Source organism: Ligilactobacillus ruminis DSM 20403 = NBRC 102161, from assembly GCF_900113455.1.
GTDB classification, from domain to species: Bacteria; Bacillota; Bacilli; order Lactobacillales; family Lactobacillaceae; genus Ligilactobacillus; species Ligilactobacillus ruminis.
Genome location: NZ_FOPI01000032.1, coordinates 1 through 22,316, shown reverse-complemented (window position 1 = coordinate 22,316; position 22,316 = coordinate 1). Strand labels below are relative to the sequence as shown.

Sequence of the window (22,316 nt, the reverse complement as noted above, 5' to 3'; positions counted from 1 at the left end):
AAACAAAAGGCATGACTCCGGTAGAATACCGAAATCATGCCATGACAGCTTAATTGTTTAATTTTGTCTAACTTTTTTATTGCACTTCATGATGGCGCGGTTTTTTTCTTGTTCTGGTTGGCACGCCAAGATTTCACTCAAATTTACGGACAAAGTGCCCTTTTTTGCTGATTTGTCCGTAAACCGCAGAGACACCGCAAGAAATTCGAAACGTTTTAATGCAGTGCTTGTTGTCAGCGCTGAATTTTCCTTAACGAAAAGTTGAATAACCTGATTCAGCGCAATAATAAAAAAACCGCAACCTTAGCTGCGGTCTTATAAAAAGCAAAAATTTATTGCAATGAGATGTCTTTGCTCAGGTATTTTTGCGACAGTTCCTGGAGCGTGCCGTCATCATGCATGGAAACGATGGCGCTGTTGATTTTTGTCAAAAGTTTTTCATTTTTGTACGTAACTGCGACAAACTGCGACGAGGTAATGGCCGGATCGCTGATTTTGACGAAAAGCTCTGCCGTTTGTTCATCATTTGTCGCATCAGCGGCTTTGACGTGTTCAGGGTGATCTTTAAGATAATTCGAATAGTCGTAGTCGCTCAAAATCGCAGCATAAATTTTTCCGTCTGCAAGTGCCTTGTCCATGGTTTTGATGTTTTTGAAAGAACGCGGCTTAAGAAGCACGTTTTTTAAAAGATAGGTCTGATTGCCGTCCTTAAGCATTCCGACCGGCTTATTTGCAAGCTTTTTGATCGTTTTCCTTTTGCCGTCGGATCGTCTGAACAAGACGTTTGGTTCGTAAAGATACGGTTCTGAAACGTCAAAAACGTCCTGGTTGACGTTAAATGCATCGATTGAACCGAATGCGATTTGAATTCGGCGTTTCTTCAATGCCGATTCGAGTTGTTTTCTGGTATCATATGCCCTGAATATGACGGAGTCGTCCGTCATTTTTTTGGCAAGTTCCGGCTCCAGTCCACGAGCTTTTCGATGGTAAAAAGTGCTGTAAGGGGCGTTGTCTTTCAAGATGCCGACCGTCATGCTTGCATTGGCGTTGCTTGGAAAAAGCATGATAAAAAATGCAGCAAAGAGTGCCGCCAGGATTTTTTTGGGCTTCATTTAAATTCCTCCGAAACTATGAACTGACTCGACAATATTATATAATAATCGAAGGACAGGGGGCAATCAAATGCAAGGATTCGAAAAATACTATCGCAAAACGTGGCATGAACGACTCGAAATTTTAAATAAGCATACGATTTCCGATGAACAGGTCAAAATTTTAAAAGACGGTGCCAAAAACCCGGAACTTGGCGAAACGATGATTGAAAACTTCATTTCAGAGTATCATCTTCCTGAAGGGGTGGCACTTAATCTGGTCGTCAACGGAATCGAATATCTGGTTCCGATGGCAACCGAGGAGCCTTCCGTGATTGCTGCTGCAAGTCACGGCGGTTCGATCGTCAAAAAATCAGGCGGGTTTAAGGCTGAGACCAAAAGCCGGCTGATGATTGGCCAGGTTGTTTTGGAAAACGTCAGCGATGTCTCTGAAATGCAAAAAGAATTGGAACTGCTTGAAAAAGACATTTTGAAAGTTGCAAACGATGCGCATCCTTCGATTGTTCGGCGCGGCGGCGGAGCACGATCCGTCAAACTCAAAATTCTTGCGGATGATTTGCTAGCACTGTATTTGGCGGTAGACGTCAAGGAAGCAATGGGCGCCAACATGCTGAACACGATGCTTGAAGCAACGGCGGAATTTTTGAAGGCAAAGCTCAAAGCAGACGTCTTGTTTGCAATTTTGTCAAATTATGCAACGGATTCGCTTGTTTCTGCCAAATGCAGCATTGGTGTCGAGACGTTGGCCAAAAACGGCGTTGACGGATGCGAGATTGCCAGAAAAATTGCCCAGGCCAGCAGGGTGGCGCAACTTGATCCTTATCGTGCCGCAACTCATAACAAAGGCATCATGAACGGCATCGATGCTTGTGTTTTGGCCAGCGGAAACGATTGGCGTGCGGTTGAAGCAGGAGCGCACGCTTATGCTGCCAGAAGCGGAAGATATCGCGGACTTTCAACGTGGAATTATGACGAAAAAAAGCAAGTCCTTGAAGGAGAATTGACGCTGCCGCTTGCGCTCGGATCGGTTGGCGGTTCGATTTCGATTGTGCCGCTCGTTTCGGTCAATCGGCAGATTTTGCAAAATGCAGATGCCAAAACGCTCGGAGAAATCGTTTGTTCTTTGGGGCTTGCGCAGAATCTGGCGGCTCTTTATGCATTAGTGACCGACGGCATCCAAAAAGGTCATATGCGGCTGCAGCTTAAATCATTGGCTAAAAGCGTCGGCGCAACGGCTGATGAAACAAAGTTCCTGGTCAAAGAGATGGAAAAAAGAAAAGTGCGCGACTCGGTCCATGCCAAGGAGATTTTAGAAGAAATGAGGGAAAACCGCGATGAGTGAGCTGAATGAACTGTTGAACTCTTTTTCGCACATCGTCTTCTTGACCGGAGCCGGCGTTTCGACTGCTTCGGGAATTCCTGACTATCGTTCGAAAAACGGACTTTATTCTGACGGACAGACGCCGGAATATTTGCTCAGCGCAACCTGTTTGAGAAAAGAACCTGAGCGTCATTATCAATTTGTCAAGGAAAAGATGTTTTATCCGCAGGCAAAGCCGAACGTGATTCACGAAAAAATGGCGCTTTTTGCCAAGGAAAAGAACGCTTGCGTCATTACGCAAAACGTTGACGGACTGCATTCAAAAGCGGGGACGCCTCAAAAAGACCTGGTTGAGTTTCACGGAAGCCTGTATCGCGTGTTTTGCCAAAAATGCGGACGAAGCATTGAGTGGTCAAAGTACTTGGAAGACATGCATCATGAAGGTTGCGGCGGTATTTTGAGAACCGACATCGTGCTTTACGAAGAACCAATCAGAAGAGAGGTTTTGGAAAGAGCAATCGAAATCGTTTCGAATGCGGACCTTATCGTCGTTTGTGGCACGTCCCTTGCGGTGTATCCTTTTGCTGGCCTGATTGAATACGCTTCAAAGGATGCGAAAATCGTGGCAGTCAACAAAGAAAAGATTCCGCTGCCTGAAAACGCAGAGTTGATCATCGGGAATGCCAAAGAAGTTTTTGAAGAAGTCGATTTAAAGAAGTGAGGAATAACATGTCCGAAAAGAGCAGAAAACGTTTAACGATCGGCGGTCTGATTTTTGCAATCGTCTGTTTGATATTGCTGTCGCTGAAAAATCAAGTCTACTATCCTGAAATGCAGGCCAGAGATGCTGTAAAAAGCGCAAAGGCAAAGGAGAATTTCACGTATTTTGAAGGAAGCAAAAAGCCTCTCGTCATTTTTTATCCGGGGGCATTGGTTGAACCTGAAAGTTACGGCGTTTGGGCAAAAAAAGTTTCTGAAAACGGCTATCCGGTAGCGATTGCGCATTTTCCGCTGGATTATGCATTGCTTTCAGTCAATCGAGCGGACCAGATCGACAAAAAAGGCGGCTACGTGATTGGCGGCCATTCGCTTGGCGGGGTGTGCGCAGCCAGATATGCTGCCGAAAGGAAACACCAAAAGAATTTGAAAGGCGTTTTTTTGATGGCAAGCTATGCTGATGAAAAGGGAGATTTGTCGAAGACCGGAATTCCCGTATTGCAGATTACGGCCAGTCGTGACGGCGTCATCAGGAAGGAGCGCTTGAAGGAAAACAACCGTTTTTTGCCTGGAAATGCAGTGAAGGAAGTCATTCAAGGCGGAAATCACTCGGGATTCGGCGCATATACGACGCAAAAAGGCGACAACAAGGCTAAAATTTCAACGCAGCAGCAACAAGAAAAGGTCGCCGAAATCATGATCAAGTGGCTTGATTCGCTGGACAAAAAATAACATATAAATTCTAGCTTATTCTATGTTATACTTGTACTATCTGAAATTTTAATTAGAAAATGATATTTAAAAATTGTTTGGAAGGGACATGAATGACAATGGCTGAAAAACCGACATTCTATATTACAACACCGATTTACTATCCGTCTGGCAAGCTCCACATCGGCAACTCGTATACGACGATTGCGTGTGACGTTTTGGCGCGCTACAAGCGTCTGCAAGGATTTGACGTTTTCTTCTTGACGGGAACCGATGAGCATGGTCTGAAAATTGAAGAAAAAGCTGAAGAATTAAATATGACTCCTCAAGAATACGTCGACAGCATGGCGGAATCAATCAAGAAACTTTGGAAACAGCTTGAAATCAGCAATGATAAGTTTATTCGCACGACGGATGATTACCACGTCAAAGCAGTTGAGCAAATTTTTGAAAAACTGCTTAAAAAAGGCGATATCTATCTTGGAAAATACAAGGGCTGGTACTCCGTTTCTGATGAAGAATACTTTACCGAATCGCAACTGGCCGAAGTTTATCGTGATGAAAACGGCAAGATGATCGGCGGCAAGGCTCCTTCCGGTCACGAAGTCGAACTTGTCGAAGAAGACTGCTACTTCTTCAGGATGAGCAAATATGCCGATCGTTTGGTCGAGTATTACAATGAGCATCCTGACTTTATCATGCCGGAAACGCGCAAGAACGAAATGCTGAACAACTTTATCAATCCAGGACTTGAGGATCTTGCGCTGACGCGGACAAGTTTCAATTGGGGCATTCCGGTTCCAAGCAATCCCAAGCACGTCATCTATGTTTGGATCGATGCTTTGTGCAACTATATTACGGCACTCGGATACGGGTCCGATGATGATTCATTGTTCAACAAGTACTGGCCGGCCGACGTTCATATGGTCGGCAAGGAAATCGTTCGTTTCCATACGATCTACTGGCCGATTATTTTGATGGCGCTTGATTTGCCGTTGCCAAAACATGTTTTGGGACACGGCTGGCTGCTTATGAAAGATGGCAAGATGTCCAAGTCGAAAGGAAACGTCGTTTATCCTGAAATGATCGTGGAACGCTATGGCTTGGATGCTTTGCGCTATTATCTCATCAGAGCCGTTCCTTATGGAAACGATGGCATCTTCACGCCGGAAGATTTCGTAAATCGCATCAACTACGACTTGGCCAACGATCTTGGAAACTTGCTCAACCGGACGGTTGCGATGATCAACAAGTATCGTGGCGGCAACGTGCCTGAGCTCGTTTCCGGAGTCACTGCATTTGACAAGAGCCTTGAAGATGCCTTTGAAGAAGCACTGAAGGGTTACGAATCCGAACTCGAACAAGCACACTTTATGGTTGCTTTGGAGAAGCTTTGGAAGTTTGTCTCCAGGACGAACAAATACATCGATGAAACCGAACCATGGGCATTGGCAAAAGATGAATCAAAAGCCAATGAACTCGACAGCGTTTTGGCGCACCTTGCCGCAAGTTTGCGCGTGATTGCCATTTTACTCCAACCGGTGATGACGCATGCGCCAAAGAAGATGTTTAGACAACTCGGATTGCCTGAAGAAAATATGGATATCAAAGGATTGGATTTCTTTGCATTCCCATCCGGAATCAAGGTTGTCGAAAAAGGAACGCCGATTTTCCCTCGTCTTGACGTTGAAGAAGAAATCGAATATATCAAGTCGAAGATGTCCAAAAACGAAAAGGCCAAGGGTCGCAAGGCAATGGCTGAAAAAGCTGCCAAGACGTTCGATCCGGAAACAACGACTCTGAATTTGACGAAAAAGGAAATTCGTTTTGACAAATTTGACAAAGTCGAACTCAAAGTTGCCGAAATCAAAGATGTCTCAAAAGTCGAAGGATCTGACAAACTGCTTAAATTCCGCCTGGATGCAGGCGATGACGGCGATCGCCAGATTCTTTCCGGAATTGCCAAGTGGTATCCGAATCCGGAAGAACTCATCGGCAAAAAGGTCGTTGCCGTAACCAACCTTCAGCCACGCATGATGATGGGACAGGTCAGCCAGGGGATGCTTTTGTCGGGCGAATATGATGAAGGCAAGACAGTCAAACTGATCACCGTGTCTGATGAAATTCCGGCCGGATCGCTCGTTGGCTAAAATCTTAAATAATCAAAAGACCGGGATTGTCCGGTCTTTTTTGTTAAACTTCATTAACTGAGCGATTTAAGATATAATTAAGTGATAAGATTTTACAGAAAGGATAGGCAAATGAACATATTTGATTCGCATACGCATATTAATTCAAAAGAATTTGCAAATGATTTGCCGGATGTCGTTTGGCGTGCAAGAGCACTTGACGTGAACATGATGCTGGTATTGGCATATGATCAGGAAAGTGCTGACAAGTTAATGGAACTGTTGGAAAAATTTCCTGAAGTCTATGGCGCAATTGGCTGTCATCCGGAAAATGCGCAGCTTTACGATCATGATTATGAGCTTGCAATGAAGCAATATCTGAGTCATCCTAAAATGGTTGCCGTCGGAGAAATCGGGCTTGATTACCATTGCGACACGCCAAAGAAAGCCCAGTTTGAAGCCTTGAATCGCCAAATTGAATTGGCTCAGACTCTGCATTTGCCGATATCGATCCACAATCGCGATTCGATCGAAGACTGTTATGAAATTTTAAAGAAAACCGATGCGGCCAAAAACGGCGGAATCATGCACAGTTTTAACGGTAATGCGGCTTGGGCAGAGAAATTTCTTGATTTGGGCTTTATGCTTTCTTATAGCGGAGTATGCACTTTTGGGAACGCATCAGAAGTCAGAGAAGCAATCAAACGCACTCCGCTTGACAGAATGCTGGTTGAAACCGATGCGCCGTATCTGACTCCGATGCCGTTTCGCGGGAGGATGAATGAGCCCTTGATGACGCGTTATACGCTTGAGTTCATTGCCAAAGAGTTGAGAATTTCGGCAGAAGATCTGGCCGAAAAAACTTATGAGAATACGAAGAGGGTCTTGAGAATCAATGGATAAAATGAAAATCAGAGAAGTTATCGTCGTTGAAGGAAAGGACGATACGAAAAGAATCAATATGGCGGTAAACGCGGACACGCTTGAAACAAGAGGATCCGCAATCAGCGACGAAACGCTGGAGCAAATTGAAGAATTGCAGGAAAAACGCGGCGTAATCGTGTTTACCGATCCGGATTTTTCAGGCGAAAAAATCAGAAAAATTATTCAAGAAGCAGTTCCGGGAGTGAAACACGCGTTTTTAAACAGGCGCGACGCAGTGCCCGACCATAAAGGAAGCCTTGGGGTCGAACACGCCTCTCCGGAAGCGATTCGAGAAGCATTGCGCAATCTTTATACCGAAGAACCTGATGCTGAAGAGACGATTACAAGATCGGATCTGTTTTCGGCAGGTTTGATCGACGGGTCAGGAGCCAAAGAGCGCAGAAGACAATTATGCGAATATCTGAGAATCGGGTACGTAAACGGAAAGCAGCTGCAAAAACGACTGAACCTTTTTCAGATTACCCAGGAAGAATTTGAAGAAGCATTGAAACATCTTGAAGAGGAGAAGTGAAATGAGCAACGAATTACCTGAAATAGCTTCGAAAGCAAGGACGCGCGCCATTATGGAAACATATGGCCTGACCTTTAAAAAGAGTCTCGGGCAAAACTTTTTGACCGACTTGAATATTTTAAAAAAGATTGTCGCTGCGGCAGAGGTCGGAGAAGAAGACGACGTGATCGAAATCGGCCCTGGAATCGGGGCATTGACGGAACAGCTTGCCAAAAGCGCACATCAAGTGATGGCTTTGGAAATTGATTCGCGACTGATACCCGTTCTTTCTGAAACGCTTTCGCCTTACGATAACGTTAAGATCGTGGAGCAGGACGTTTTAAAAGCCGATTTGAAAGAACTTATCGCCCAAAATTTTGACGGCAGGCACAAAATCAAGCTGGTTGCCAATTTACCGTATTATATAACGACGCCGATCGTCATGCATCTGCTTGAGGTTGACGTTGATTTCGAAACGATCGTCGTCATGATGCAAAAAGAAGTTGCTGATCGTTTGGCAGCCCAACCGGGGACAAAGGACTATGGTTCCCTTTCTGTCGCCGTTCAGTATGAAATGGATGCCAAAATTGCATTTATCGTGCCGAAAACAGTGTTCATGCCGCAGCCAAAAGTCGACTCGGCAATCATCGCTTTAAATCGTAAAGATGAAAAGCCGAATGTTCCGGTTGATGAACCGTTTTTTAAAAAGATGGTCAAGGGAATTTTTCTTCATCGAAGAAAGAGTCTGTGGAACAATCTGCAAGGGTTGTATGGCAAAGATCCTTCGACAAAGGAAAAAATTGAACATGCTCTTAAAAATGCAGAGATAGAAAAGTCTGTACGGGCTGAACGCCTGAGCATTTCGCAGATGGTGCGCCTTGCTGACAATTTGTTTGCAGAAAAACTAAATTAAAATTAGAAATAGTTTATTGAAGTCGTTTTAGTGATGTGGTATAATATTGTTTTTGCTGTGAAACTATGTTATAATTGTTTCACGGGAGGGTGAAGTCATGCCAAATAGATTAGCTGATATTAAGAATAAACTTGATAGTTGTATTGGTGCCAGTTTGACGATTACGTCTCATATCGGACGTAAGAAGGTGAACAGGTGCCACGGTGTCCTAAAAGAAACGTTTCCGGCAATATTCATCGTCGAACTTGACGACGACGGGAAAAATTCGGTTGAACGCGTATCCTACAGTTATACGGATGTTTTAACCAACAACATTAAACTTGATTTTGCCTCCGAAATCTAAGGCTAATCGATAATGATGAAAATAAGCGCTGCGACTGTTTAAAGCGCAGCGTCTTTTTATACGCAAGAATGAGCTGGGGAAGAACTATGCTTCAAATTGAAAAACCGGATCAGATTTGCAATCAATCGCAAATCTGATCCGGTTTTTTATATGCATGACAATCGCCTTCCATGATGGGAATAGCCGAAACCTTGTTTTTGTTTATTCAGAAATTCCGTTCATGATGATTTCGACGACTTCCCTTAAAGCATCAGGGTAAGAGATGTGATTGGCTTTTAAAACGTCGCGCTCAAAAAAATGTTCAAGCGTTGATTCATATATCGTTTTGAAAACGGGAATTGAAAAATCACGCAAGACATGTTCTCTTTGTCCTTTTTCAAGAAGTTCGATCGTTGTTTCCCAGTTTGATTCCAAGCGTTTGGAAAGATGTTCGTAAACTCTTGGATATTTGTCTTTCAGCATATACAGCTGCCTGAAATCAACATGTCGGTACTGACTTGGCAACACCTGCAGCGTTTCGATGATTCTCTCCCTGAGTTCAATCGTTTCGTCGGTAATGATTTTTGATTTGGCATCGGTAATGCTGTCAAAAATGTGATCAACCGCATGGTGGAAAAGATCTTCTTTATCAGTAAAATAAACGTACAATGTCTTTTTGCTCATTTTAAGAGCTGATGCAAGTTCATCCATCGTAAATTTTGGACCCTTTTCTTGGAAAAGTTCTATTGCAACCTGCATGATCCTGTCTTTGTTTTTTTGTTCGTCCATAAAAATTCTCCCCAAAACCTTATTATACATGTATTGTAACATATTTATGCATATTTTTGCATTAATCTTGCAGCTATCATGAACGTTTTTCGATGAAAAGCACGTTTTCCTTCGATTTGACTAATCGTTCTAATGGTGGTTTAATTTAATTACTATTGATTATTAAACTCAACATATAAAATTCTGAAAAGATGACATGGAAATTGAAGCTTTTTAAAATACTTCGGGGGTGTTTGGATGTCACGTATGATCGATGCAAATACAGTGCTTTTGGGACTTTTGGCAAGCCCTTGCCGCCATTCAATCTCACCGGCGATGCACAACGCTGCATTTGACAAGCTCGGGATCAATTATGCGTATTTGAGTTTTGACGTTGATACTGACACGATTAAAGGCGCAGTTGATGCAATCAGGGTGCTCAAGATGCGCGGGGCAAACGTTTCGATGCCAAATAAAAGAGCGGTCGTTCAGTACATGGACAAACTGTCACCGGCTGCCGAAATCATCCAGGCGGTCAATACGATTGTCAACGATGACGGCATTTTGACCGGACATAATACGGACGGAATCGGTTTCGTTCAGTCTCTGATTGATGAAGGAATCGAAGTTAAAGGAAAAAAGCTCGTTCTGGCCGGCGCCGGCGGAGCAGGAACGGCGATTGCAACGCAGGCCGCATTGGATGGATTTTATGAAATTGCATTCTTCAATCGCAAAAACGCCCGGTTTGAAAATGCTGAAAAATTGGCCGAAAAAATCAATCAGGAAACCGATTGCAAAGTAACGATGCATGACCTGAACGATAAGGAGGATTTCAGGAAATCTTTGGAAACTGCGGACGTTTATTGCGATGCGACAAGCGTCGGGATGGTTCCGCTGGAAGAAATGAGTCTTATTGAGGATCCTGCATGGTTTCACGAAGACATGGCGGTATGTGATATCGTGTACGCACCGAGGACTACCAAACTGATGAAGGTTGCGAAAAAAGCGAACGTCAGGCACGTGATTAACGGCTTGGGGATGGTTTTGAATCAGGGGGCGGCTGCGTTTGAATTGTGGTGCAATCAAAAGATGCCGATTGAATATGTGAAAAAGCAGGTTTTTGATGAGGTGAAAATGTGAAAACGGTTAGGTTGAGAAACGTCGAACTAGGTGACGGAAATTCTAAAATCATCGTGCCGATTACCGGTGCGACCGAAGAAAAAATTATCGCTCAAGCCAAGGAGCTTAATCAGGGAATTTGTGATTTGGCAGAGTGGCGAGTCGACTTGTTTGAAAAGCATCACGCCGTTTCCGAGATTGTAAAAGTTGCCAGGAAACTTAGGGACGTGCTAGGGGACATGCCGTTTATTTTTACGATCAGAACAAAAGAAGACGGTGGCAAATTTGAAGGAACAAACGAAGAATATGCGGAAACGGTCAGCAGGTTTCTTTTGGAAGGGGAATGCGACGCGTGCGATATTGAGCTGGCAAAAGGAAAGCCTTTGGTTCAAAGCCTGCTTGAGGCTGCAAAAAGTCACGGCGTTAAAACGATCGTCAGCAGTCACAGCTTTGACAAGACTCCGACTGTCGACAAGATGATCTCGATTTTAGGCGAGATGCAAAGCTGCGGTGCTGATATTGCCAAACTTGCCGTGATGCCGAAGTCGATTCAGGATGTTTTGAACCTGATGCTTGCTTCTGCCAAATCTTTTGAGAATCTGAACATTCCTCTTATTACGATGTCGATGGGAAAATTAGGGTCATTCAGTCGCGTTGCGGGACTTCTGACCGGTTCTTGCGCAACTTTTGGCAGCTACGGTCAAGAATCTGCGCCTGGTCAATACGATTGTCGAGATTTGAAAAAAATCATGAAGATGCTGTATGAATAAAACGGGGCTTTGAAAAAAAGTCACGTTTCTCTTTGGAAGTGGGTGCCGAACAATGCGGTCGATTTGCGACTGGTTTTGTCCGGCATTTTTTCAATTTTGAGACATGGAAACCTGTTTTTTCAAACGCAGTGCCGTGTATCATCCGTTCAAACTGTGCGTCAAGACGGGTTTGTTGGCAAAAGCCATTCTTTGAGAGCCGTCCTTAAATTCCAGTTTCCGGTTACGAAAAAACCAGGATGAAATTTGCAATTGAGTGCAAACTATCCTGGTTTTAGTTTGAGGCACATTTTTTCTGGCTTCTTTTGTTATTCTTTAAGAGAAAATGGTCTGACGATATAAACTTCATTGCAAAAACCGCGAAGACCGTTATAGACGCGGACAGCTCGCTGGTATTTGCGGCAAACGCCAAAAACTGTCGGCCCAGATCCGCTCATCTGTGCTGCATCGCAACCGAAATTCAGCATTTTTTGCTTGATTTTCCAAATATCGGGGTGTCTTTCAGCCGTAATCGGTTCAAGCGCATTGCCCATTTTCTTGGTCATCTCCGTATAGTCTCGTTTGGAAATTGCGTCTAAAACGCCATCAACGTTTTGATGGACGATTTTTGAATAGTCGATTTTCTTCAAAATGGACGGCGTTGAGACGCTGTCGTGCGGTTTGGCAATTACTAAACACATTGGTTCAAGATCACCGATCGGGGTAATGATTTCTCCTTTGCCGGTAACAAGCGCGGGCTCGCTATAGATGCAAAAAGGAACGTCAGAATCAATCTCGAGCCCGATTTTAGCCAATTGACTCTTTTCAAGGCTAAGGTTCCACAGTTTGTTCAAACCGCGCAAAACGGCGGCCGCATCGGATGATCCGCCGCCCATTCCGGCAGAAACGGGAATGTTTTTATCAATCGTGATTTCGACGCCTTCATTTTTGTGGAAAAGCTGCTGCAGTTTTTTGGCAGCTTGAAAGGCCAGGTTGCGTTCATCACAAGGCAAAAACCCGGTATCTGTTCTGACGGTGATGTCTTTTGAATCCGTTTTGGTCTTGATGTGAACGTAGTCGGCAAGGTCAACGGCAATCATGACCATTTTCCACTCGGGATTTCCGTCCGGGTGACGAAATGGGGTATCTAGGCTGAAATTTAATTTAGCCGGTGCTTTTTCCGAGATCTCCATCCGATTTCACCTTTCCTAGTAAAGAATTGATAGTTTAATTATACAGGATTTTGGCCTAAATTGAAAATTTAGTTCGCTTGATCAGCCTTAAGACGTTTTCTGCCGTTCTTGTCAAATTCAGTTCGCCGTTTTTCATTGCTTCTTCAAGCGATTGAGGACCAGAAACGATCGGAAACAAAGCATCGAAGCCCTTTTCGTAAAGCACGTCAACGTTTTTTCCCAAATGTCCGCACAAGCCGACGATAGTACAGTTTGGCGAGTTTTTTTTGACGCATTCAGTAACGGCCATCGGCGTTTTTCCGAATGCTGTTTGAAAATCGATGCTTCCTTCTCCGGTGATTGCCAAATCGCAATCAGATGATTTTTCGTTCAGACCGACCGCATCAATTACCAGATCAGCGCCTGGATTTGGCACTGCATTTAAAAAGGCCATCATGGCAAAGCCCAATCCGCCGGCAGCCCCGGCTCCAAAAGTGTTTTTTAATTCGGGAGCAACGATGTCTGCATAGTGAGCAAGTGCGCTATCAAGGAGCTTGACTTCTGTCTCATTGGCGCCTTTTTGCGGACCGAAGACGATGCTTGCGCCGTTTTTTCCGGTCAATGGACATGAAACGTCGCATGCAATCGAAAACGTTGCTTTGTCAAGCAAAGGCGACATCTGCGTTTGGTCGATTCGAACGAGTTTTTCAAGCGCAATTCCGCCAACAGGCAATTCCTGATTGTTTTCGTCCAAAAAACGGACGCCAAGCGCTTGCGCCATTCCGGCACCGCCATCGTTAGTGGCAGAACCTCCCAGACCGATGATGAATTTTTCTGCACCTCGCTGCAGCGCATCTAAAATAAGTTCTCCAGTTCCGTAGGTCGTCGCATGCAGCGGATCAGCCGTGTCATGATTGACGAATTGAATACCGCTTGCTGCAGACATTTCGATTACGGCGAGCCGTTTTTGTTCGATCAGGCCATAAAAGGCAGTCACAGGCTTATTTAAAGGACCGGTGACTTTTTTTGTGATGATTTTTCCGTTTAAAGCATCGACCAGAGCCTGAACAGTGCCTTCACCGCCGTCTGCCATCGGGACTTTGACGATTTGCGCATCGGCGTCGATGTTTTTAAGTCCTTTTTCGATTGCCTCGCAAGCTTCTTTTGCCGTCATGCATCCTTTGAATGAATCGGGGGCAATTAAAATTTTCAATGGATCACTTCCTTACTTATATTATAGCTGATGGCTGGTCTGCAAGCTAATGTCGTTTGTGAATAATTATCGGTGATTGTCGCATTCTTCTTTAAGCTTGTCAAAAAAAGAGCCGACATTGCCGACTCTTTGATGGTTATGGAAGAATTAACTAATTCAGGCTTTTTTTGGCTTGCTTGATCTGATGCCGAACCTGCTCAAAACCTGTCGACCCGTATGATTTTCTGCGTTCGATGGCTGCTTTTGACTGAAGGTCGTAATAAACGTCTTCACCGATTTCGGGATCGATTTTCTGATATTCTTCAAGCGGAATGTCTTGAAGGCAAGCATGTGATTTGATTCCTTGAAGGACAAGGCTTCCTACGATGGCGTGGGCCTGGCGGAACGGAATGCCTTTTCCGGCCAGATAATCGGCAAGCTCGGTTGCGTTTGAAAAATCGTCTTCGGTTGCCTTTTGCATTTTTTCCTTGTTGACGGTCAAGGTTTCAATCATTCCCGTCATGATTTTGATGCTTGGAATGATCGTTTTGACTGCATCGAAGATTCCTTCCTTGTCTTCTTGCATATCCTTGTTATATGCAAGTGGGAGGCCCTTCATGACCGTCAGCAGACCCATCAGATTTCCGAAAACACGTCCTGATTTGCCGCGAATGAGCTCGGCCATGTCAGGATTCTTTTTTTGCGGCATGATTGAACTTCCGGTTGAGTATTCATCCGACATTTCAATATATGAAAATTCGTATGAACACCAGTAGATGAGCTCTTCACAAAGTCGCGACAGGTGAACCATCAAAATGGATGCATTGCTTAGAAATTCAAGCGCAAAATCGCGGTCGGACACAGCATCGAGCGAATTTGCATAAACGTCTGCAAAGCCAAGCTCCTTAGCCGTGAAGAAGCGGTCGATGGGCCAGGTCGTTCCGGCCAAAGCACATGATCCCAAAGGCGAAACGTCGGTATGCTTTTGATTGAATTCGAAACGTTCGACATCACGTTTGAACATTTCAAAATATGCGAGCAGGTAGTGCGCATAAGAAATAGGTTGTGCATGCTGCATGTGAGTGTAGCCCGGCATAATCGTCTCGACGTTTGCTTCAGCCTTTTCAACGAGTGCCTTTTGTAATTTTTTGAGTTCTGAAATAACCGCAGTCGTTCTTTTTTTGACATAAAGGTGGAAGTCGGTGGCAACTTGATCGTTGCGACTTCTTGCCGTGTGCAGTTTGCCGGCAACAGGGCCGATTTTTTTCGTCAACAAGGATTCGATGTTCATATGAATGTCTTCGTTTTGGTCGGAGAATTCGAGCTTTCCTGCTGACAGATTATCCTTCAATGAAAGAAGTCCGTTTTCAATTTCAGTTGCTTCTTGTTCGGTCAAGATTCCTGTTTCATTAAGCATTTTGACGTGAGCAAGCGAACCCTCGATGTCTTCGTTTGCCATCAGCTTATCAAACGAAATCGATGCCCCGAAATGGTCGATCCAGGCAGCGGCACTTTCTTCAAAGCGTCCGCCCCAAAGTTTTTTCGTACTCATTATTCCTCACCCTTTTGATGAACTTGGGCATAAACTTGTGTCGGCAGGCCGTAAAGCTTGATGAATCCAGCGGCTGCTTCCTGGTCGAATTCGTCTGCGGAAGTGTATGTTGCGAGTTTTTCGTCGTAAAGCGAGTTGGCGGACTTTCTGCCTTCACAAATGACGTTGCCTTTGAAAAGCTTGACGCGCACAGTGCCGTTAACGTCTTTTTGGCTTTCTTTGATGAAGGCAAGCAAGGAATTCATTAAAGGCGAGAACCAAAGACCGTTATAGATGACGTCTGCCAGCTTGTCTTCGATGTAGATCTTGAAGTGTGCCAAAGATTTTTCGAGCGTGATGTCTTCGATGTCTTTATGTGCAGCCATTAAAACAGTAGCAGCCGGACATTCGTAGACTTCGCGTGATTTGATGCCAACGAGACGGTTTTCAACGTGGTCGATTCGACCGATTCCGTGTTTGCCGGCCAGCTTGTCGAGTTTTTGGATCAAAACGTCCAATTGCAGCGCTTCATCATTGAGTTTGACCGGAACGCCGTTTTCAAACGTCAGCGTAATGACGTCTGCTTCGTTTGGCGTATCTTCCAAGGCATTTGTTCTTGCGTAAGCATCTTCAGGCGCGCTGTTCCATGGATTTTCAAGAATGCCGCATTCGTTTGCGCGTCCCCAAAGGTTTTCGTCGATCGAGTACGGGCTTTTTTTCGTAATCGGAACCGGAATGCCGTTTTCTTTGGCATAGTCGATTTCTTCTTCTCTTGACCAATGAACCTCTCTGATTGGATCTTCAATCTTCATTTCAGGAGCTAAAGCGTGAATGCCGACTTCAAAACGAACCTGATCGTTGCCTTTGCCGGTGCATCCGTGAGCAATCGCAGTTGCACCGTATTTTTTGGCAACTTCGACCAGGTGCTTGACGATGAGCGGACGTGAAAGAGCGGAAACGAGCGGATACTTGTTTTCATAATATGCGTGACCTTGGAGCGCCGGTAGACAATATTCTTCGGCGAATTCTTTTTTGGCGTCGATGACGATTGATTCGACGGCACCAACGGCAAGCCCTTTTTGTTTGACTTCCTCAAGGTCTTTTCCTTCCCCGACATCGATGCAACAAGCGATAACGTCATAACCTTTATTTTTGAGCCATGCGATTTCGACTGAAGTATCCAAACCGCCAGAATATGCTAAAACAACTTTTTCTTTTTCCATAACCATAAGCCTCCGTTAAATTAATGCCTTTATAATAACGCTAATATTCAAAAAAAGCAACATAAAATAATTAATTATTCACTTTTTATCAAAAATATCCAAAAAAAGTGAATAAAACCCAGAGGGCTTCCAGGATCAGAAAACGGTTGCACAAAAATCAGTATGCGCTTACAATGTAATAGTTGAAATATTTTTTTGAGAGAAGGGTTTGACAATGGAAAGAAAATGGTGGCAAAAAGTAACCGTATATCAAATTTATCCTCGCAGCTTTCAGGATTCAAATAATGACGGAATCGGAGATCTGAAAGGAATCATTTCGCGTTTGGACTATCTCGAAAAGCTGGGAATCGGTGCAATCTGGCTTTCACCGGTCTACAGCTCGCCAAACGATGACAACGGCTATGATATTTCTGATTATAGGAATATTATGAAAGAGTTCGGAACGATGAGCGACATGGAAGAATTGATCGATGAAGCAAACAAGCGCGGCATCCGAATCGTGATGGACCTTGTCGTTAATCATACTTCCGATGAACATTCATGGTTCATCGAAGCTAAAAAATCAAAGGACTCCAAATACCGTGACTATTATATTTGGAGAGATCCGATTGACGGAAGCGAGCCTAATTCGCTTAAATCGTGCTTTGGCGGTTCAGCGTGGCAATATGATGAACAAAGCGGCCAGTATTATCTGCATTTTTTCAGTCCAAAACAGCCTGATTTGAACTGGGAAAATCCTGAAGTAAGAGAAGAAGTCTATGACATGATGAACTTTTGGATCGATAAGGGGATCGGCGGATTCCGCATGGACGTCATTGAAATGATCGGCAAACAGCCTGACAAGATGATTTCAAGCAACGGACCGAAACTTCATGAATACATCAAAGAAATGAATCAAAAAACGTTTGGCAATCATGATTTGTTGACCGTTGGCGAAACATGGGGGGCAACTCCTGACATCGCCAAGCTTTATTCAGATCCTGAACGTAATGAATTAAGCATGATTTTCCAATTTGAAGCAACGACTTTGGATCAGATTGACGGAAAGCCGAAGTGGTTTACGAAACCTTTGGACGTCTTAGGACTTAAGCATGTTTTGTCCAAGTGGCAGACGTGTCTGGAAGATAGAGGATGGAACAGTCTTTTTTGGAACAACCATGATTTGCCAAGAGCAGTTTCCCAATATGGAGATGACGGGATTTATCGCATAGAAAGCGCCAAAATGCTGGCAATCGTCCTGCATTTGCTGAAGGGAACGCCGTACGTTTATCAAGGCGAAGAGCTTGGGATGACGAACTGCAAGGTTGAAGACATTTCGGAAGTCGATGACATTGAGAGCCGAAACATGTATTTTGAAGAAATTGAAAAGGGCACTCCAAAAGAAGAATTGATCAACCGCATTAATAGAAAAGGAAGGGACAATGCCAGAACTCCGATGCAATGGGACGGAACTGAAAATGCCGGATTTACCAAAGGAACGCCGTGGCTTCACGTCAACGCCAACTATCACACGATCAATGCCAAAGCGTGCCTGGAAGATGAGAATTCAATTTTTTATACCTATAAGAAACTGATTGATTATCGAAAGAAAAACGACATCGTGGTTTATGGTGATTATGAGATGGTCGATGATGTCCCGGACGACGTGTTTGTTTATCTGAGAAAATACAGAGGGCAAATGCTTCTTGTCTGTGCAAACTTCACGAACGAATTCAGAAGAATCAATTTAGATAAATTTGGACGACAAACTTCATTTATTTCTAATTATGATGAAGGCGTAATCGACCTTAGTTCCAAGGTTTTAAAGCCATACGAGGCGTTTGCAATCGAAGTGAAATAAAAATGTTGACGAACACTTCTTCCAGTGATATTCTATAATAGTTTGCGGAATTGCCGAACGTTAATTAATACTAGAACTATGTGTTTGACATAAACGTTGAACAAAGGTTTTTATTGGATAAAAAACGAACTTTCGCAATAATTTGAAGTGCAAAAACTAGGAAAACACAATCAATTGCATTATAATTAGTGTTATGGATTGTGCGTAAATAAATCTTAGCAATGGAGGAGATTGTTTGAAAACTAGAAGAAGTGATCGTTTAATCGACATGACTCGCTACCTTTTGGAGCGTCCGCATACCTTGATTTCCCTGACGTTCTTTTCCGAACGATATGAATCGGCAAAATCATCAATCAGTGAAGACTTGGCAATCATTAAACGTACTTTTAAGTTCAGAGGAATCGGAATCCTTGAAACGATTCCCGGAGCAGCTGGAGGAGCGCGATTTATCCCGTCTATTTCGGAAGAAGAGACACGGGCGTTTATCGGTGACATGACAAAGGAAATGTCCGAAAAAGACCGCTTGCTTCCAGGAGGATACGTATATCTTTCCGATTTGTTGGGGCGTCCTGACGTCTTGCGCAAAGTCGGTCGCGTAATCGCGCGCCAATACATCGACAAGCAAATCGATGCTGTCATGACGGTTGCGACAAAAGGCGTTCCGATTGCGCAGAGCGTGTCCAGTTATTTGAACGTGCCATTTGTTATCGTTCGACGTGATTCAAAAATTACTGAAGGCGCAACCGTTTCGGTCAATTATGTATCCGGTTCAAGCGAGCGGATCGAAAAGATGGAACTTTCAAAGCGCAGTTTGAAACGCGGCTCGCACGTGCTTGTCGTCGATGACTTCATGAAGGGTGGCGGAACCGTTAACGGCATGAAGTCCATGATTGAAGAATTTGAATCTGAGCTTGTGGGGATCACTGTATTTGCCGAAGGATCATTTGAAGGACACCGCATGGTTGATGACTATACTTCGCTTTTGAAAGTTGACAAAGTCAATACTTTGGACAAGACGATTCACGTCAGTCCTGGTAACTATCTCGAACGAGTTTTTGGAAAATTATAATTCATCAGGATAGGCATTCAAAAAGTTAAGAGGTAAAACAATGACAGCAAAATACGCAATTATTTTAGCAGCAGGACAAGGAACGCGAATGAAGTCCAAGTTGTACAAGGTCTTGCATCCCGTTTGCGGCAGACCGATGGTAGATCATGTTCTGACGCAGATCGAAAAAAACGAGATGGACAAAATCGTAACGATTATTGGTCACGGGGCAGACAAGGTCAAGGAGACTTTGGGAAATCGAACCGAGTATGCTTTGCAATCCGAACAGCTCGGAACGGGACATGCCGTTTTACAGGCTGAAAGCATTTTGGGTGATCTTGACGGAATGACGCTGATTGCCTGCGGGGATACGCCGCTGTTTACGGCTAAGACGTTTTCTGAACTGTTCGAATATCATAAATCAAAGGGAGCCGTTGCGACTGTTTTGACGGCGCAGGCTGAGAATCCGTTTGGATATGGTCGAATCATTCGAAACGAGATCGGAATCGTTGAAAAAATCGTCGAACAAAAAGATGCCACAAAAGAAGAAGCGGCAGTCAAAGAAATCAATACCGGAGTTTATGTCTTCGACAACCGCGAATTATTCCATGCGCTTCATCAGATTAAAAACGACAATGCTCAAGGCGAGTATTATTTGACGGACGTCATGGAGATTTTCAAGAACGAAAACAAGATCGTTGCCGCATATCGCATGAGAAACTTTGAAGAATCAATGGGCGTCAATGACAGGGTCGCTTTGTCCAAAGCGACGAAAGTGATGCGTCAAAGAATCAACGAGGGGCATATGAAAAACGGCGTGACGATTATCGATCCGGATAATACGTATATTGACTGCGACGTGCAAATCGGATCAGATACCGTAATTGAACCAGGTGTTTATCTTAAAGGAAGGACGATCGTGGGAAACGATTGTTTTATCGGGGCAAATTCAGAAATCGTGAACAGCATTTTGGATGATGAAGTAACCGTTACGTCATCTCTGATCGAAGAAGCACATATGCAAAAGGAAAGCAACATTGGTCCTTACAGCCATTTGCGTCCTTTGGCCGATATCGGAGAAGGAGTTCACATCGGCAATTTCGTTGAAGTCAAGAAGGCAAAAATTGGCAAGAACACCAAGGTCGGACACTTGACCTATGTGGGGGATGCTACGCTCGGAAAAGAAATCAACGTCGGCTGCGGAACCGTCTTCATCAACTATGACGGCATCAACAAGCATCATACGAACGTTGGCGACTACTCGTTTATCGGTAGCGGCTCAAACATTATTGCACCGGTTGAAGTCGGCGATCATTCCTATATTGCCGCAGGTTCAACGATTACGAACGATGTCGAACCACATGACATGGCAATCGCAAGGGGTCGTCAGGTAAACAAGAAAGGATATTATGACCGGTATCCTGTTGCCAAAGCGGCTGCGGAAACTGAAAAAAACGAGAAAAAACAGTAAAAAGCGTGACATTGGCTTGATTTTATCTCGGATAATGAATAAGATAATTTATAGATAATTATTTTGGAGGATACTATGTCTGAACAATATACAGGTTCAAAGCTTAAAATTTTTGCTTTGAATTCAAACAAACCATTGGCTGAAAAAATTGCTGAATCAGTTGGCGTTCCGTTGGGGAAGACGTCCGTTGACCGTTTTAGCGATGGAGAAATTCGTATCAACATTGAAGAATCAATTCGTGGTGACGAAATTTTCATTATCCAATCAACATCGGCTCCGGTAAATGACAACTTGATGGAACTTTTGATCATGATTGACGCTTTGCGTCGTGCCAGTGCGGCAACGATCAACGTTGTTATTCCTTACTATGGTTATGCGCGCCAAGACCGCAAGGCTCGTAGCCGTGAACCGATTACGGCCAAGCTTGTTGCCGATATGATCGAAAAAGCCGGTGCAGATCGCGCAATCATGCTTGATCTGCATGCGGCACAGATTCAAGGATTCTTTGATATTCCGGTTGACCACTTGATGGGTGCTCCGCTTTTGGCCGATTACTTCTTGACGAATGGTTTGGATAAGGATGCAGTCGTCGTATCGCCTGACCATGGCGGTGTGACGCGCGCCCGTAAGCTGGCTGAATTCTTGAAGTCGCCAATCGCAATCATCGATAAGCGACGTCCTCGTGCAAACGTTGCTGAAATCATGAACATTATCGGTTCCGTTGATGGCAAGCGATGCGTTTTGATTGATGATATGATTGATACGGCCGGCACAATCACGCTGGCTGCTCAGGCTTTGACGGATGCAGGAGCAATCGAAGTTTATGCTTGCGCAACGCACCCTGTTCTTTCCGGTCCTGCGATTGAAAGAATCGAAAAATCACCAATCAAGCAATTAGTTGTTACTGATTCGATTCAGCTTCCGGAAGAAAAGCAAATCGACAAGCTCGTTCAAGTATCCGTTGGTCCGCTTATCGGGGATGCTATCAAGCGTATCCATGAAAACAAGCCGGTCAGCCCATTGTTCACGAATCGTTTCCGTAGAGACCAACATCAATTTTGAAATCGAGAAGAGGCTGACAAAAAATATGCCTCAAACTAAAGCCAGAGACTTGCAATTATTGCAAATCTTTGGTTTTTTTATGTATACGGGAACCAAAGATCTATGATGACAAAATAACCCAAAGGAATCGGAGACTGAATTTTGGTTATGCCCGTATAATGGTGTAAATTGATAAAAAAAGAGAGCCAAGTGCTCGTCTCCCAGGTATAATTAAATCACCTAACAAAATAATACTAGGAGGACAAACAAATGGCTCAATTAAATATTACCTTAAATCAAGAGGAAATTCTACAACTTCTTTCAAAGGATCACGATCAGGTATTTCGCGAACTGCTGCGTAAAAGTCTCAATAGTATTCTGATGGCGGAATCCACTGCTCAACTCAAGGCTGAGCCTTACGAACGGTCAGAAGAACGCACGGACAGCCGCAACGGCACTCGAGAACGCGAGCTCAAGACACGGATAGGCAAAATCACCTTAACCG

21 protein-coding genes are annotated in these 22,316 nt (G+C 44.1%); 15 read left to right on the top strand and 6 right to left on the bottom strand.

The window, feature by feature from the left end:
* Window positions 1-332: 332 nt before the first annotated feature.
* Complete coding sequence (locus BMZ95_RS08880) at window positions 333-1,112, bottom strand: substrate-binding periplasmic protein (protein ID WP_014072994.1); 780 nt, start codon at window positions 1,110-1,112, stop codon at window positions 333-335.
* A 70-nt stretch (window positions 1,113-1,182) separates the two neighbouring features.
* Between BMZ95_RS08880 and BMZ95_RS08875 the strand changes: the two genes are divergently transcribed.
* The 8 genes from BMZ95_RS08875 (at window position 1,183) to BMZ95_RS08840 (ending at window position 8,681) form a co-directional block, all read left to right on the top strand.
* Entirely contained in the window at window positions 1,183-2,454 is a 1,272-nt protein-coding gene (locus BMZ95_RS08875) for a hydroxymethylglutaryl-CoA reductase, degradative (protein ID WP_014072995.1), read from the top strand.
* Entirely contained in the window at window positions 2,447-3,154 is a 708-nt protein-coding gene (locus BMZ95_RS08870) for an NAD-dependent protein deacylase (RefSeq protein WP_014072996.1), read from the top strand. Before BMZ95_RS08875 ends, BMZ95_RS08870 begins: the two co-directional genes overlap by 8 nt.
* An 8-nt stretch (window positions 3,155-3,162) precedes the next feature.
* Complete coding sequence (locus tag BMZ95_RS08865; RefSeq protein ID WP_014072997.1) at window positions 3,163-3,882, top strand: alpha/beta hydrolase; 720 nt, start codon at window positions 3,163-3,165, stop codon at window positions 3,880-3,882.
* Window positions 3,883-3,980: 98 nt separating this feature from the next.
* Window positions 3,981-6,011 carry a methionine--tRNA ligase gene (metG, locus tag BMZ95_RS08860; protein WP_014072998.1) on the top strand — a complete coding sequence of 677 codons (2,031 nt, stop codon included), beginning with the start codon at window positions 3,981-3,983 and terminating at the stop codon, window positions 6,009-6,011.
* A gap of 111 nt (window positions 6,012-6,122) precedes the next feature.
* The gene (locus BMZ95_RS08855; protein ID WP_014072999.1) at window positions 6,123-6,893 is read left to right on the top strand and encodes a TatD family hydrolase; all 771 of its coding nucleotides are present in this window, start codon (window positions 6,123-6,125) and stop codon (window positions 6,891-6,893) included.
* 1 nt (window position 6,894) lies between these two features.
* A complete protein-coding gene (rnmV, locus tag BMZ95_RS08850) occupies window positions 6,895-7,446 on the top strand; it encodes a ribonuclease M5 (RefSeq protein ID WP_014073000.1) in 552 nt (183 codons plus the stop codon).
* 1 nt (window position 7,447) lies between these two features.
* Window positions 7,448-8,338 carry a 16S rRNA (adenine(1518)-N(6)/adenine(1519)-N(6))-dimethyltransferase RsmA gene (rsmA, locus tag BMZ95_RS08845; protein WP_014073001.1) on the top strand — a complete coding sequence of 297 codons (891 nt, stop codon included), beginning with the start codon at window positions 7,448-7,450 and terminating at the stop codon, window positions 8,336-8,338.
* Window positions 8,339-8,435: 97 nt separating this feature from the next.
* The gene (locus BMZ95_RS08840; RefSeq protein ID WP_014073002.1) at window positions 8,436-8,681 is read left to right on the top strand and encodes a Veg family protein; all 246 of its coding nucleotides are present in this window, start codon (window positions 8,436-8,438) and stop codon (window positions 8,679-8,681) included.
* 201 nt (window positions 8,682-8,882) lie between these two features.
* On the opposite strand, the gene BMZ95_RS08835 is transcribed toward BMZ95_RS08840, so the two are convergent.
* Window positions 8,883-9,449: a TetR/AcrR family transcriptional regulator gene (locus BMZ95_RS08835; RefSeq protein ID WP_014073003.1), complete on the bottom strand. Its 567-nt coding sequence runs from the start codon at window positions 9,447-9,449 to the stop codon at window positions 8,883-8,885.
* Between the two features lie 237 nt (window positions 9,450-9,686).
* On the opposite strand from BMZ95_RS08835, the gene aroE reads away from it, so the two are divergent.
* Complete coding sequence (gene aroE, locus BMZ95_RS08830) at window positions 9,687-10,568, top strand: shikimate dehydrogenase (RefSeq protein ID WP_041819847.1); 882 nt, start codon at window positions 9,687-9,689, stop codon at window positions 10,566-10,568.
* Window positions 10,565-11,317: a type I 3-dehydroquinate dehydratase gene (gene aroD, locus BMZ95_RS08825; protein ID WP_014073005.1), complete on the top strand. Its 753-nt coding sequence runs from the start codon at window positions 10,565-10,567 to the stop codon at window positions 11,315-11,317. The genes aroE and aroD overlap by 4 nt, the downstream gene beginning before the upstream one ends.
* A gap of 305 nt (window positions 11,318-11,622) precedes the next feature.
* Here aroD and ispE read toward each other — a convergent pair whose 3' ends face one another.
* The 4 genes from ispE to BMZ95_RS08800 form a co-directional block, all read right to left on the bottom strand.
* Window positions 11,623-12,486 carry a 4-(cytidine 5'-diphospho)-2-C-methyl-D-erythritol kinase gene (ispE, locus tag BMZ95_RS08815; RefSeq protein ID WP_014073006.1) on the bottom strand — a complete coding sequence of 288 codons (864 nt, stop codon included), beginning with the start codon at window positions 12,484-12,486 and terminating at the stop codon, window positions 11,623-11,625.
* Between the two features lie 55 nt (window positions 12,487-12,541).
* A complete protein-coding gene (locus BMZ95_RS08810) occupies window positions 12,542-13,678 on the bottom strand; it encodes a glycerate kinase family protein (RefSeq protein WP_014073007.1) in 1,137 nt (378 codons plus the stop codon).
* Between the two features lie 151 nt (window positions 13,679-13,829).
* Window positions 13,830-15,209, bottom strand: coding sequence for an argininosuccinate lyase (gene argH / locus BMZ95_RS08805; protein WP_014073008.1), 1,380 nt, complete (start codon window positions 15,207-15,209; stop codon window positions 13,830-13,832).
* Window positions 15,209-16,411 (bottom strand): argininosuccinate synthase, encoded by a 1,203-nt coding sequence (locus BMZ95_RS08800; RefSeq protein WP_046922315.1) that lies wholly within the window; start codon window positions 16,409-16,411, stop codon window positions 15,209-15,211. The genes argH and BMZ95_RS08800 overlap by 1 nt, the downstream gene beginning before the upstream one ends.
* A 214-nt stretch (window positions 16,412-16,625) precedes the next feature.
* On the opposite strand from BMZ95_RS08800, the gene BMZ95_RS08795 reads away from it, so the two are divergent.
* From BMZ95_RS08795 to BMZ95_RS08775, 5 genes are all read left to right on the top strand, one after another.
* A complete protein-coding gene (locus BMZ95_RS08795) occupies window positions 16,626-18,251 on the top strand; it encodes an alpha-glucosidase (protein ID WP_014073010.1) in 1,626 nt (541 codons plus the stop codon).
* Between the two features lie 235 nt (window positions 18,252-18,486).
* Window positions 18,487-19,320 carry a pur operon repressor gene (purR, locus tag BMZ95_RS08790; protein WP_014073011.1) on the top strand — a complete coding sequence of 278 codons (834 nt, stop codon included), beginning with the start codon at window positions 18,487-18,489 and terminating at the stop codon, window positions 19,318-19,320.
* A gap of 40 nt (window positions 19,321-19,360) precedes the next feature.
* Window positions 19,361-20,770 (top strand): bifunctional UDP-N-acetylglucosamine diphosphorylase/glucosamine-1-phosphate N-acetyltransferase GlmU, encoded by a 1,410-nt coding sequence (gene glmU / locus BMZ95_RS08785; protein WP_014073012.1) that lies wholly within the window; start codon window positions 19,361-19,363, stop codon window positions 20,768-20,770.
* A 75-nt stretch (window positions 20,771-20,845) separates the two neighbouring features.
* Window positions 20,846-21,832 carry a ribose-phosphate diphosphokinase gene (locus BMZ95_RS08780; RefSeq protein WP_014073013.1) on the top strand — a complete coding sequence of 329 codons (987 nt, stop codon included), beginning with the start codon at window positions 20,846-20,848 and terminating at the stop codon, window positions 21,830-21,832.
* Between the two features lie 249 nt (window positions 21,833-22,081).
* A partial coding sequence (locus tag BMZ95_RS08775) for a transposase (RefSeq protein WP_191981828.1) occupies window positions 22,082-22,316 on the top strand: 235 nt, incomplete at its 3' end.